We start from the raw sequence: 14,168 nt of genomic DNA on the forward strand, positions 1-14,168 counted from the left end.
TTTCAAAAATAGCAATAATTTAAAAAAATGTTAATAACTATTATTTTAGGTACATTTTTTCAACCGTATAGTATCTAATTTTTTAAATAAATATTTTTGTTTTTTATCAAAAATATATTTTTGTAAGTATTTTTACGATAACAACTATCCTTATGGTAATACAAATAACAGAAAGAGGCTCTCCTTTTCGGAGAGCCTCTTTCTGTTATTTGATGTTTATGAAATGATTACTATCGTTCAGATAGCTATATTCTTACTCAAATATAAATTTGCGAGTATATTGGCGATTATCTTGGGTTACTAATTGCAAGACATAGAGGCCATTAGATAGGTCTTCACGCGGAATGCGAATAGTTTCCTGTCCTTGAGTATTCATGCGGAATACTTCTTGCCCATGAACATTTAGCAGTGAAATCACGCAGTTTTGGGATGCAGCACTTCCTAATTCAACAAATAACTGATTATTAGCTGGATTTGGGAATAGTCGTACTTCTTGAGCTAAGGTTGGATCCTGTGGGCGTGCACTAATAGAATTACATACCCAGCCTTTAACATTCCGAGACACAAATGCTACTGTAGAATCCATAGCTTTTTGGTCAGTAACATAGGGAACGTGCCCAGCTCCCTGCCATGTAAATAACTGGCTGGAAACATTTATCGTTTTAGCAAAAGAATCTATTACATAGCTACCATCTACCAAAATTATGTTCAATGTAGATACTTTAACATAACCACTTTTGTAGGGAACTGTTGCATCGTCTGTTCCGTGCATACTAATAAAAGGAACATTACCGGGTTCTAACCATTCTTTTTTGGCAAGTGCTCCACATAAATTGATAACCCCATGAACGCGGGTTGAAAATCCTGGATTCCCGCTATTACCTTCTAAACCGCCCAAACTATCTAAACTTCCTTGTGTACCAATTTCGGTAAATTCACTATCTTTGTCTAAGTACGCTAAATGTAAGGACAACAAAGCACCGGCAGAAGAGCCACCTATATAAATCTTATTTGTGTCAATATTGTAAGGATTACCATTTTCTATTACAGAACGATAGAAATAACGTACAGCTGCTTTACCATCTTGAACGGCTCGGATAGCAGAACGCAACATAATAACTGCGTCTGGTGGAAAACCGTCTAAGCCTAAACGATAGTCTATGGTTGCCGTTGTGTAGCCACGCTTCGCAAATGCACGAGAAAGATACTTTACATCATAATCGTTACGAGTACCACTGATAAAACTACCACCATGGCAAAAAATAATTAAAGGACGTTTAGCCATTGTATCTCCCTTGGGAGTATAAACATCCATAACTAAATCTATTGGGGTGGTAGATTGAGCTGGAACTGCACTTCCATAAACTACCTTTACTGAATCAAATTCAGTAGCAATCTCTGAGTCATAGCGGCCAGACGGGCACTGTGCAGAAACCTGCAGATATAATGCCGCAAAAATTAAACCAATTACTTTCTTCATTTTGAGTAAAAAATAAACTGCGCAAATTTCGGAATTTTAACAATTACTTCAGCATTTATCTATAAAAACTTTGGTATCTTTTAATTTAAGTATTGATGTTTGTGATACCATGCTTTTTTAGCAATTCAAAAAAACGCTGCCTCGCTATATACAAAACTATTGGTTATGATGTACTTTATAGAGCTAATAATCAGCGATTAATGTAAAATATGATTTTTCTTCTCAAAAAATAAGGTTACAAATTCTAAGTTTTCCTATTAATAATAGGATTGAGCAATTTATTAATTGCTTCCATTTTGAAGCAGAGATGCTTGCACGTGAGACATAGAGTAAAGTCTGACACATAGTTTGAGAGAGTTAACAAGTCTTATCCAGCGGGTAAGACTTGTTATTTTTTTATAAAAACCATTTATTCAGTAGCTAATAAGATTGTAAATTTGCAGTATAAAAAACATCCAAATGACGTTTGACATCGAAATGATACGGGCGGTATATGCTCGTATGCCTGAGAGAGTTGATGCAGCCCGTAAATTAGCGGGTAAGCCACTCACTTTATCTGAAAAAATCTTATATGCTCATTTATGGGAGTCCTTACCATCAAGTTCTTATGTGCGAGGAAGTTCTTATGTGGATTTTGCACCAGACCGCGTAGCTATGCAAGATGCAACAGCTCAGATGGCATTATTACAGTTTATGCAAGCCGGACGTAGCAAAGCAGCAGTCCCTTCTACGGTTCATTGCGACCACTTAATAGTTGCCCAAAAAGGTTCTTCGCCCGACTTAGCTACCGCAGTGGTAGATAATAAGGAGGTATATGATTTTTTAGCTTCCGTTTCTAATAAATATGGAATTGGCTTTTGGAAGCCCGGAGCAGGGATTATACATCAAGTAGTACTTGAAAACTATGCCTTTCCGGGTGGAATGATGATTGGAACTGACTCTCATACTGTTAATGCTGGAGGTCTTGGGATGCTGGCTATTGGAGTAGGAGGAGCAGATGCCTGTGATGTTATGGCAGGTTTAGCTTGGGAGCTAAAATGGCCAAAACTTATCGGCATAAAACTTACCGGTAAGCTATCCGGGTGGGTTTCTGCCAAAGATGTGGTACTAAAAGTTGCCGGAATACTTACCGTAAAAGGTGGAACAGGCTGCATCGTTGAGTATTTTGGAGAAGGAGCAAAAAGCCTAAGCTGTACCGGAAAAGGAACTATTTGCAATATGGGCGCAGAAGTAGGTGCTACAACATCAACTTTTGGTTATGACGATAGCATGAGCCGTTACCTCCGCTCTACCGGAAGAACTGATGTAGCAGAATTAGCTGATCAAATCCGGGAATACCTTACCGCAGACCCAGAAGTCTATGCTAATCCACAACAATATTTTGACCAAGTAATAGAAATCAACCTCAGTGAGTTAGAACCATTTGTAAATGGCCCTTTTACGCCAGATTTAGCTACCCCGATTTCAAAAATGCGGGAAGTAGCTGCCCAAAATGGATGGCCTCTAAAAGTAGAAGTGGGTTTGATTGGTTCTTGCACCAACTCTTCATACGAAGATATTTCCCGTGCGGCTTCATTAGCCAAGCAAGCTGTTGCCAAAAAATTAAAGCCGAAAGCCGAATTTACCATTACACCGGGATCAGAGCAAGTTCGATACACTATTGATAGAGACGGACTTATAGATATTTTTAATCAAATGGGAGCTAAGGTATTCTCCAATGCTTGCGGCCCTTGTATTGGTATGTGGAACCGTATGGGAGCAGATAAAAAAGAAAAAAATACAATAATTCACTCCTTTAATCGCAACTTTCAATCCAGAAATGACGGAAACCCGAATACCTGTGCTTTTGTGGCTTCTCCCGAAATTGTTACAGCTCTTGCAATAGCCGGTGATTTAGGGTTTAACCCAATGACAGATACATTAATCAACGAAGATGGTCAAACCGTTCGCTTAGATCCGCCAACCGGAGATGAACTTCCGACAAAAGGCTTTTCCGTTGAAGATGCAGGCTATCTCGCACCCGCCAAAGATGGAGCTTCGATAACAGTTGCGGTTTCCCCAACATCTACCCGCCTACAACTCCTTAACCCATTCAAAAAATGGGAAGGAACTGACATAAAAGGACTTAAACTCTTGATTCGGGTAAAAGGAAAATGTACAACAGACCATATTTCAATGGCTGGCCCTTGGTTAAAATACAGAGGGCATCTCGATAATATTTCCAATAATCTACTAATTGGTGCTACAAATTCATTTAACGGAAAAATAAATTCTGTTAAAAATCAGCTAACCGGTGAATACAACGAAGTACCGCAGGTTCAACGTGCCTATAAAGCAGCGGGTTTTGGCTCAATCGTTATTGGGGAAGAAAATTACGGGGAGGGTTCATCACGCGAACACGCCGCTATGGAGCCAAGACATCTTGGCGTAAGAGCTATTTTGGTTAAATCTTTTGCCAGAATTCATGAAACGAACCTTAAAAAGCAAGGAATGTTAGCATTAACGTTTGCAAACCCAAGCGATTATGACAAAATTCAGGAAGACGATACTTTTGATATAACAGGCTTAACTAACTTCACTACCGGAACGCCTTTGTCTTTGGTTATTCATCACAAAGGTGGTTCATCCGAAACAATTTCTCTAAATCATTCATATAACAGCCCTCAAATTGAATGGTTTAAGGCCGGTGGAGCGTTAAATATTATTAGAGCTAACGCTCAGTAATAATTCATAGACGATATTTTAATGGCCTCTAACAATTCGGAGGCCATTTTTTTTGAGAGAGAAATTTAGTTTTTTAGGGTGTCGTTTTCCTGCTCTTTTTTGCTATCGTAGGTAATGTCTTTGAGGCGGTCTAAGCCGGCTTTGGCTTTTTGCTCTAAGCCTTTTTGAAAATCATAATTGCTGAAAGAGAGTGCTAAACGATAAAACCGTCTGGCAGAATGCCAATCCGCCAAGTTTTCCATCAATACGCCGCTGTAATAATGTGCATAGACTTTCATCCAGAGGTTGTAAGTTGGGTTTTGCTGGATAGCTAAGTTTAGGTATAATTTTGCTTTAGGATAATTTTTTTTTTCGAGAAAAAGCCTACCCATTCGGTAATAAACTTCGCAACGCTCGTCATAGTTAAGCTGTTGGATTTTGCTGATGAGTATTTCGAGGGTTTCTTGGCAGGCGATGAAGTATCCGCCATCAAATTGGTTTCGTGTTTTAAGTAAGACGGTTTCTGTTTCGGTAAGGGGTCTTTTAGAGAGCATTCCTGCCCATTTTTTGGCATAGTTATCTTCATCTAAATCGGTGCTGGGGAGTTCTAAAACGGATAAATATTGTTTTCGGGCAGATTCTCGATTTCCTAAAAGTTCGGCACATAGTGCTTTTTTGTAAGATACTTCACTGCGAATATTTTTCCCGCGATACTGGCCTAAAAACTTTTCATAATACTGAGCAGATTCAAAATATTGCTGCTGAAAGAAATATGTTTTGCCAAGTAAATATTCTAAGAATGGGAATGATATTGCGGGCGTTGTTTCTTGTATTTTTTCGGCTTCATGGAGCAGTAAAATGGCTTGATTGTTTTTCTTTTTATCCATACTTAAATTTGCTTTTAGGTATGTAAAGAGTAAGTTACTGGGGTCAGTTTTGTGGAGGGAGTCAATTTGTTTGTAAGCGCCGTCTATATCTGCGAGGATATGTTTTTGGACGTATATGAGCAGAATTTCACATTCAGTTCTCATCAGTTCACTTTTTTGGGCAGCAAAACGAAGTTTTGCAATTCCTTCTATAACATTTCCTTTGTAGCCTAAAAGTTCTATAATACCTTTAAACTCAGATGGAATAGTTGTGAGCGCGATTTCATAGAGACCTAACAAACGTTTGGTCATAACTATATTCGGGTAGTTTTTCAGGTTGTTTGTAAGTATGTTATGCGATTTTCGGATTTCATTAGCGGCAGAAAGATAATTTCTGGTTTTTAGGTTTAGCACGGCTCTTTCAAAGAGAAATTCTGCCATAAAGACGTTGCGCATTCCGTCGGGCTTCTTTTTTTCTAATGTTGCATAAGCTAAATTTGTTACAGCATTAAATTCATCTTGATAGCCTTGATTTTCACTAATAAGAGCTTTGTAAAAAGCTATATGATGTGAAAAATACGTTTGGTAAATTGGATTATATTCATATTCAATAAGTTGTGATGCTTTGTCTAATTCTAATCGCAAGCAGTACTTTTCAATTCGTTCTCGAACAGTACCATTTTCTTGCCCGTAGGCAAACAGCGGCCATAAAACTCGGCTTAGTAAACAACCATAAAAGAGTAATCTTTTCCGCATAAAAATTATACTGCAAAGATGTTCACTCTTACTGGTAGGTTCTACACTCTTTTTCCACACAATTTCTACATTAGGTGCATATTTCGTACCAAAGCCTAATTTTGCAGTATGATACGGGTAGGTATATTTTGGTTAGTTTTGAGTTCGCTACTTTATGCTAAAGAATTTGATGCGGATTCAGTTGGTAATAAAATAATTAACGGGAAAAAGTACATTCTGTATGAAGTGGAGCAGGGTGAAACCCTTACCCGAATTGCTAAAAAGTATGGCATTACTGTTCAGCAGCTACGGGTTATCAATAAATTGGGAAATGATAATCTTACTCCCGGCCAAATTATTAAGATTCCCCCCACAGAACCATTAGAGAACACAAATACTTCTAATACTGAGCCTAAAACCCAATCGGTTCTTATCAAGAAACCTCGTTATTATACCTGCGTTAAGGGAGATAACTTGTATTTAGTTACTAAAAAAAATAAGATTTTACTACGCGATTTACTGGATATAAACGAATTAAATAGTCCTGTTTTGTCTGAGGGTCAGGTTATTATTATTGGTTATGACGAAGAGCGGGTTACTGTTCCCGTTGAGCCAGAAGTAGCCGCTAATCCCACCACAAAGCCCTCTCAAAAATCCAATCCGGAAACACCTCGTGAACGTGCACGTAAAGATTCGCTGGCAATGTTTCCTAACCCGCAAGAAAAAATCATGGATGCTCCGGAAGGCCGTTTGCCTGATATGCCCGCTTATGCCACTGTAAAAGAAAAAATTGATGCCAAGAAAAAAGCCTACTTTGAAGTAAGCGAAGCAGGAAAAATGCAACTTATTGAAAATCAAGGAAAAGACGCATTTCGGTTAGTTATTTATCATCCAACTCTTCCGGTGGGCACAGTGGTAGAAATTCTTTCAAATACAACCAACAGAACCGTTAGTGCTGAGGTAATTGGTAAATACGAATACAATCCAGATACAAATTACATCATCAGCGGAACAGACCGCGTTTTTAGGTATTTGGGAGCAGCTAAATTAGAACCTATGGAGATTACAGTTCGTTATCGGCTATAAAAATTCAGCTACCAAAATTCAGATAGGCTTGATGTAAGGAAATAAAGTCAATTATTTCGCTGCGTTATACAGTTCAGACTGTATTAACTGCTGAATAACTATTTTTTGGTTAAAAACTTGCTCCAAAAGTCCTTTCATTTCGTTAGCACTTTCTACTTCAATATTTAAGAAATCATCTCCTTTTATATTGATAATCAATTCTTTGGGATTTCTGGCATCTACTTCAATGTACCTAACCATACCTCGGTGCCCGCGGTCGAGGTTATCAGCAATACGTAAGATTCCGGATAAAGTACGCACCATTAGCTTGGTATCTTGCGGCAAAATATTGAAATGCAAGTGGTCCCGGGTTGGAAAGCCTTTTCGATGATAACGGACGATATTTCCCAATAAAATCAGTTCATCGGTAGAGAATCCCTGCAAGCCGCTATTCATAATAACGTATTGGCCGTGTTTGTGATGCCCGCTTCGGGCAATAAAGTGGCCAATGTCGTGGATTATTGCAGCATATTCTAATAACTCCTTTTCGGCTAACCCATAGTGATGTAAAAAACGGGTTTGGTCAAATAATGACAACGCAATTTTAGCTGTTTGGGTAGCGTGCCCAGAGTCATATTGATATTTTTTCCCCAATGCTCTGATAGCTTTTAGCCGTAAGCTATGCTCATCAGGGTTTATCTGCACTTTGTTGTTGTTTCTATGTGTATCCAAATAGTCATATAAAATTCCTTCTTTTAGGGCATACAAAGATATTTCAAACAAAGTTGCTTTTGTTTCTTGCATCAAGAAGTGAATTAAGATACTGCTATAAACGATTATATCTATGCGCATTGGGTCCATTCCGGGCATTGCAGCACGGTCAGACCGGTTTGAAGAAAGTAGCCGATAATGTATTTCTAAAAATTTTTCTCGGTTAAATTTATATCCGTTTAGGTTTTCTAATGAAAGTAAATCATTATTTTGGTTAGCGATTAGAGCTGCTATTGTTTCAAACGACCCGGAGCTGCCAACAATTTTTTTTATTTTAAATTCTTGAATTTCAGCAAGTAGTTCTTTTAATTCTTGGGCGAAATAGGTGTGTATTTTTCCAATATCTGAAGATGAGGGTTGGTCTTGAAAGCGGAATTTATCCAATAATCTGGCAACACCGATATTTAAGCTACGTAATAGCTTTACTTGATGAGAGTTAGCTACAATAAATTCTACTGACCCGCCGCCAATATCAATCATCAGTACATCTTGGTCGTAGGGAAGCTGAATTCCATTTTTGATTCCGGTATAGATAAATGCTGCTTCTTCATTTCCATTAATGATGCTAACCTCAATTCCCGTTTGTTGTTTAACTTGCTGAATAAACTCTTTTCCATTTTCAGCACTACGAATAGCACTGGTAGCATAGGCAAACACCTGTGTAGCTCCGTGAGAGTCAATAAGTTTCTTTATATTCGAGAGGGCTTTTAGCCCTCGTTGAAAAGCATCATTTGAGATTTGGGCATTTTGGATGCCATTTTCTCCCAACTTAACGGGTTCTTTATATTTTTCTATAATAACAAACTCTTCCCGTTCACCAATTTCGACTATCAATAAATGAAACGTATTGGTACCTAAGTCAATAATTGCAACCGTTTCGCGCACGTTCACGGGGCAAAAATAAGTTAGTCTTTATTGCGAAATATATTTTTGTTGAAAAATTTTATCAAAACTTCAAGATATTGTTTTTTCGGGATGAAACTCTCCTTCCCACTTGGCTACGACACAACTTGCTAAACAGTTTCCAATAACATTAACTGAAGTTCTGGCCATATCCATTAGTTCATCAATTCCCAGTATGATGAATATTGGCTCTACCGGTAAATTAAAACTTGCCGCTGTGCCCAATAAGATAACCAAAGATGCTCTTGGAACTCCTGCAACTCCCTTACTGGTAAGCATTAGCGTAAAAACCATTATTAATTGGGTTCCCCAGCTAAGTTCTATTCCGGCGGCTTGGGCTACAAAAATAGAGGCTAAAGCCAAGTATAGTGTTGTGCCGTCTAAATTAAAACTATAGCCGGTGGGCATCACGAAAGCAACTATTTTTCTGGGAACACCCAATTTTTCCATCGCTTCCATTGCTTTGGGGAGTGCGGCTTCAGAGCTGGTAGTCGCAAAAGCTATGGAAACCGGCTCACTCACCAAATTGATAAACCGCCGTATCGGTAATTTGATAAACCACGCTATCGGCAACAGCACACCCACTAAAAATAATGCTAAAGCACCATATAAAGTTAATAATAAGGCAAATAGATTTTTTAAAATCCCGATTCCCATGTGCCCAACTGTAACAGCAATGGCGGCACCTACCCCTATCGGTGCAAAATACATGATTAGTTTGGTAAACTTAAACATCGTTTCTGATAAAGATTCAGCAAAAGAAAGCATTGGCTGCCTTTTGGAAACCGGCACTAATATTAACGCTACCCCAAAAATCACACTAAAAACCACAATTTGCAGCACTTGACCGTCAGCAATAGATTTAGCAATATTTTCTGGAAATATATGCAAGATAATATCGGCTGTTGTTTGCTTTACCGGAGGGGCTATCCCTTCATGATTCTCCGGTGGCGGAAGCTGTATTCCCACGCCTGCTTGGCTAACGTTTATGGCTATCAAGCCAATAAACAATGCAATGGTGGTAACAACTTCAAAATAAACCAGTGATTTGATACCCATTCTGCCTACCTGCTTTAAATCAGAATGACCGGCAATTCCGACAACCAAGGTTCCAAACAATAGCGGAGCTATTATAGTCTTAATCAGTTTTAGAAAAATCTTACTAAGCACCTTGAGGTTTTGGGAAAACTCCGGAAAGTCTAAACCAATTTCTGCACCGATTAACATAGATACTAATATCCATGTAGTCAGCGATTTATGTTTAATAGCGTAAAAGATAAAAGTCAAAATAGTAATCCACCGAGCTAACGAGAGTACCTTTTCTGATATATCAAATTGGTGTAAGACAGCCGTAACCCCGCCACAAGCTAAGGCAATTAAAAAAATAACGCCGGTTTTTGTTTTCATAGCTAAACCTTAGTGCGCAAAGCTACGGAAAAGCAATACATTTTTTATGACTGGTAAATTTAAAGCCATAACGATAACCAACAAGATAGCTCATAGCATGGGCGTGCTGTTAAACTTATCCTGATTACGCGCCGGCATTTTGTATCTTTGCGCCATATTTGGAATGGGACACTATAATCACAGCGAAATAGAAGCTAAATGGCAGCAAATTTGGCAACAAAATTCATCTTTCTCGGTATCAGATGACCATAAAAAACCGAAGTTTTATGTATTAGATATGTTTCCCTACCCTTCGGGGTCTGGGCTTCATGTAGGGCATCCCTTAGGTTATATCGCAACGGATATTGTAGCACGCTACAAACGTTTGTGTGGCTACAACGTATTGCATCCTATGGGATACGATGCTTTTGGATTACCGGCAGAGAACTACGCAATCGCTACCGGAACGCATCCGGCACATTCTACCGAAAAAAATATAGCTCGCTATCGCCAGCAGCTTACCAAAATGGGCTTGGCCTACACTCCCAATACCGAAATTCGTACATCAGATCCAAACTATTATAAATGGACACAATGGATTTTCTTAAAATTATTCAATAGCTGGTACAATAATTCGTTAGATAAAGCCCAGCCCATTGAAACATTGGTTCAGCAATTTGAGGAAAACGGAAATACAGCTATTTCTGCCTGCACAAGTTTTGAAGAAACATTTACTGGCGAAGAATGGAAAAACTTCTCTCCCAAACACCAACAAGAGATTTTGCTGCACTACCGTTTGGCTTATCTATCTTGGATGGAGGTAAATTGGTGCCCTGTTTTGGGAACTGTTTTAGCCAATGAAGAAGTTAAGGACGGGCTTTCTGAGCGTGGCGGGCATCCTGTTTATCGTGTGCCTATGCGTCAGTGGTCATTGCGCATTGTGGCTTACGCAGAACGATTACTTCAGGGGCTAACCGAAATAAATTGGCCAAGTTCGGTTGTAGAAATGCAAAGAAACTGGATAGGCCGCTCTACCGGAGCATATTGTTTTTTCTCCATAGATTCAAAGCCGGAAATAGCTCCTGTTAAAATCTTTACTACTCGACCGGATACGCTTTTCGGAGCTACTTTTTTAGCCTTAGCACCGGAACATCCTGTTGTAAAAGAAATTACGACACCGGAACAGCAAGAGGCAGTATTTACCTATTGCGAAACTTCCGCCCGCAAGTCAGAGCGAGATAGAATCGCTAATCTCAACACCACAACGGGCGTGTTTACCGGAGCCTACGCCCTGCACCCAATCACCCAACAAAAAATCCCAATATGGATAACTGATTATGTATTAGCATCTTATGGCACAGGCGCAATTATGGCCGTTCCAGCCCACGATGCAAGAGACTTTAAGTTTGCACAAAAATATAACTTACCAATTATTCAAGTTATTCAAAATAAAAACGTTAAGGAAAACTCTGCTTATGAAGCCAAAGAAGGCATCCTGATTCAGTCAGACTTTCTGAATGGAAAATCTGTCTTAGAAGCCATTGAAGCAATGGGGCAATATTTAGAACAAGCCGGATTCGGTAAAGTAACAATTCAATATAGGTTTCGGGATCCCGTTTTTTCTAGACAAAGATATTGGGGGGAGCCGTTTCCTATTGTTTATCAAGATGATATACCATATCCTTTGTCTGAAAATGATTTACCGGTTACGCTTCCAAACGTTCAAAGTTATAAGCCGGCCGGAAATGGAGAATCTCCCTTAGCGAATGTTTTTGACTGGCTAAACCACCCAAAGGGACGCCGAGAAACCAACACAATGCCGGGTTGGGCAGGCTCCAGTTGGTATTTCTTACGATACATAGACGTAGAAAATAACAATCAACTAATTGATTTTCAGAAACAAAAATACTGGATGAATGTTGATTTGTATATCGGAGGGGCTGAACACGCTGTAGGGCATTTATTATATGCCAGATTTTGGGCAAAATTTTTATACGACATAGGAGTCATTTCTTTTCAAGAGCCATTTCAAAAGTTGGTTAATCAAGGAATGATTTTGGGAAATTCCTGTTATTTATTCAAAAAGAAAAACGAACAAACATTTGTTTCTAAAAATGTATTAGACCCAAAAGAATCCTACATTAAAGTACGAACTGATGCTTCTTTTGTTCAAGACGAAGTTTTAGATATAGAAAGTTTTAAAGAATGGATGCCTGATTACAAGTCAGCTACATTTGAAATGGATTCTACTGGGAAGTTTTATTGCCATATTGAGGTAGAAAAGATGTCTAAGACTTTTTATAATGTGGTAAATCCCGATCAAATTTGTGAAACTTATGGAGCTGACACCTTACGGATGTTTGAAATGTTTTTAGGTCCTTTAGAGCAAACGAAGCCTTGGAGTTCGCAGGGAATCAGCGGAGTTTATTCTTTCCTAAAAAGATTTTTTAACTGGCTTACCGATGATACCGGAAATATTTGCTGGACTACTGAAGAGCCTACGGCAGAAGAACAGCGGGTTTTGCATACCACCATAAAAAAAGTAGCCGAAGACATCGAAAAGCTGTCTTTTAATACCAGTGTTTCACAATTTATGATTGCCTTAAATGAGTTAATTCGCCTAAACTGCCGTAAACAGGCTATTTTTGAGCCGCTTTTGGTTGTCTTATCTCCCTTTGCGCCTCATTTAACTGCTGAATTGTGGGGATGTGCCGGAAATAAAACACTTATCCATGAAGCTAATTACCCAAAATTTAACGAAAAATATTTACAATCAGATACTTATGATTATCCTGTTTCTATAAACGGAAAAATGAAGTTTAAGATAAATTTAGATATTCAGCTTTCAGAGGCGGAAGTTCGAGAATTATTAGCACAACACGGTGATTTTCAGCGTTATTTAGGGGATAAGTCCCTGAAGAAAATCGTGTATGTTCCGGGAAAAATTATAAACGTTGTGGTATAATGCCAAACAAAGTAGTTTTATTTGGCCCGGGTCCACAGTTTAAAGGGGGGATTTCTAACTATAACACCTCCTTAGCCCGCGCAATAGACAAATTTCAAGGTTGGGAAGTTTATATTGTTTCTTGGACCCAGCAATATCCTGCTATTATTCCCAGAGATTTTATAGACCGTTCCAGCCGATCTAATCTCTTAGAAGGCACTCAGATTCAGGTGGTTTACGTAACAAATTACAATAACCCGCTTTCTTGGCTCAAAACAGTCAAAATAATTCAGGAAATAAATCCCCAGAAGATTGTTTTTCAGTGGGCAATTGCGCTACAAGGGCTACCAATGGGGTTTATTGCCAGAAAGTTATACCATTCTACCCAAGCTGAAATCATCTTTGACCTGCATTTGGTTGTTCAAAAGGAAGCCAGTTTATTGGATAAGTTATTTACAAACTACGGCTTAAAGGTAGCACACACATACGTTACCCACGCACACAAAACTGCTGATGAGTTAGAAACGTTATTTCCTAAAATTTCTTTTAAAAGAATAGAATCCGGAATCCGTTTTCCAAAACCAACCCGAACTATCTTAAAGCTGTATCATCCGGTTTATGATATGTTTCGCGAAGACCCCAACTTTGATATACCAGCATTTAAACAAAAAATGGGGCTAAAAAAACACGTATTTCTATTTTTTGGCTTCATCCGAAAATACAAAGGACTACACCACGTGATTCCGGCTTTTGCTAAAGTCGCAGAAAAAAGAAATGACGTTTCACTGTTGATTGTAGGAGAATCTTTTTGGAAAACATTAGACCAAACCAAATTTTCTACTCGATTGAAACAGCATCTTTTTGGTTTAGCGAAAAAAATATTTCTTCGGAACTCTGACGATGAATCTAATTATCAGCCACTTAGTTTAATAGAAACCTACCATTTACAGGAAAATGTTCGGGTTGTAAATTCCTTTGTCCCGAATGAGGAAGTACACCAATATTTTCAAGTTAGCGATGCAATTGTAACTTATTATTTAACAGCTACGCCGTCTGGCGTGGAGTCTTTGGCCTATAATTTTAAGATGCCGGTACTTGCTACGCGGGTAGGGCATTTCCCAGAAACCATTCAAGATGGCTACAACGGATATTTAGCTGAGCCGGAAAACATTGATTCTATGGCTGATACGATGTTACGCTTCTTAGAAAGTCCGATAAACCGTGAAAACGTAGCCCAATCAGCCCAGACAATGAGTTGGGAAAATTATGCTGCTTGCCTCCTTGAAGCCAAAAAGTAGTCACTTACTTTCAAACA

8 protein-coding genes are annotated in these 14,168 nt (G+C 38.7%); 4 read left to right on the plus strand and 4 right to left on the minus strand.

Annotated features, from left to right (window positions below):
• Positions 1 to 253 precede the first annotated feature (253 nt).
• Complete coding sequence (locus LC115_02470) at positions 254 to 1,480, minus strand: T9SS type A sorting domain-containing protein (GenBank protein MCZ2355545.1); 1,227 nt, start codon at positions 1,478 to 1,480, stop codon at positions 254 to 256.
• 459 nt (positions 1,481 to 1,939) lie between these two features.
• Here LC115_02470 and LC115_02475 point away from each other — a divergent pair, with 459 nt between their 5' ends.
• On the plus strand, positions 1,940 to 4,204 hold the full coding sequence (locus LC115_02475) for an aconitate hydratase (GenBank protein ID MCZ2355546.1): 2,265 nt from the start codon (positions 1,940 to 1,942) through the stop codon (positions 4,202 to 4,204).
• A 65-nt stretch (positions 4,205 to 4,269) separates the two neighbouring features.
• Here the strand turns inward: LC115_02475 and LC115_02480 are convergent, their stop codons facing one another.
• Entirely contained in the window at positions 4,270 to 5,805 is a 1,536-nt protein-coding gene (locus tag LC115_02480; protein MCZ2355547.1) for a DUF3808 domain-containing protein, read from the minus strand.
• A gap of 108 nt (positions 5,806 to 5,913) precedes the next feature.
• On the opposite strand from LC115_02480, the gene LC115_02485 reads away from it, so the two are divergent.
• Entirely contained in the window at positions 5,914 to 6,870 is a 957-nt protein-coding gene (locus LC115_02485) for a LysM peptidoglycan-binding domain-containing protein (GenBank protein ID MCZ2355548.1), read from the plus strand.
• Positions 6,871 to 6,921: 51 nt separating this feature from the next.
• On the opposite strand, the gene LC115_02490 is transcribed toward LC115_02485, so the two are convergent.
• A complete protein-coding gene (locus LC115_02490; GenBank protein MCZ2355549.1) occupies positions 6,922 to 8,511 on the minus strand; it encodes a Ppx/GppA family phosphatase in 1,590 nt (529 codons plus the stop codon).
• A gap of 63 nt (positions 8,512 to 8,574) precedes the next feature.
• Positions 8,575 to 9,930 (minus strand): cation:dicarboxylase symporter family transporter, encoded by a 1,356-nt coding sequence (locus LC115_02495; GenBank protein MCZ2355550.1) that lies wholly within the window; start codon positions 9,928 to 9,930, stop codon positions 8,575 to 8,577.
• Between the two features lie 163 nt (positions 9,931 to 10,093).
• Between LC115_02495 and leuS the strand changes: the two genes are divergently transcribed.
• Entirely contained in the window at positions 10,094 to 12,874 is a 2,781-nt protein-coding gene (gene leuS, locus LC115_02500) for a leucine--tRNA ligase (protein ID MCZ2355551.1), read from the plus strand.
• On the plus strand, positions 12,874 to 14,151 hold the full coding sequence (locus LC115_02505) for a glycosyltransferase family 4 protein (GenBank protein MCZ2355552.1): 1,278 nt from the start codon (positions 12,874 to 12,876) through the stop codon (positions 14,149 to 14,151). The genes leuS and LC115_02505 overlap by 1 nt, the downstream gene beginning before the upstream one ends.
• Positions 14,152 to 14,168 lie beyond the last annotated feature (17 nt).

This window comes from Bacteroidia bacterium (assembly GCA_026932145.1).
Taxonomy (GTDB): domain Bacteria; phylum Bacteroidota; class Bacteroidia; order J057; family JAIXKT01; genus JAIXKT01.

Excerpts from the sequence above, each read along its gene's own strand:
- LC115_02475 (MCZ2355546.1), top strand. The coding sequence starts at position 1,940 with ATGACGTTTGACATCGAAATGATACGGGCGGTATATGCTCGTATGCCT.
- LC115_02470 (MCZ2355545.1), bottom strand. The coding sequence starts at position 1,480 with ATGAAGAAAGTAATTGGTTTAATTTTTGCGGCATTATATCTGCAGGTT.
- LC115_02480 (MCZ2355547.1), bottom strand. The coding sequence starts at position 5,805 with ATGCGGAAAAGATTACTCTTTTATGGTTGTTTACTAAGCCGAGTTTTA.
- LC115_02485 (MCZ2355548.1), top strand. The coding sequence starts at position 5,914 with ATGATACGGGTAGGTATATTTTGGTTAGTTTTGAGTTCGCTACTTTAT.
- leuS (MCZ2355551.1), top strand. The coding sequence starts at position 10,094 with ATGGGACACTATAATCACAGCGAAATAGAAGCTAAATGGCAGCAAATT.
- LC115_02505 (MCZ2355552.1), top strand. The coding sequence starts at position 12,874 with ATGCCAAACAAAGTAGTTTTATTTGGCCCGGGTCCACAGTTTAAAGGG.
- LC115_02495 (MCZ2355550.1), bottom strand. The coding sequence starts at position 9,930 with ATGAAAACAAAAACCGGCGTTATTTTTTTAATTGCCTTAGCTTGTGGC.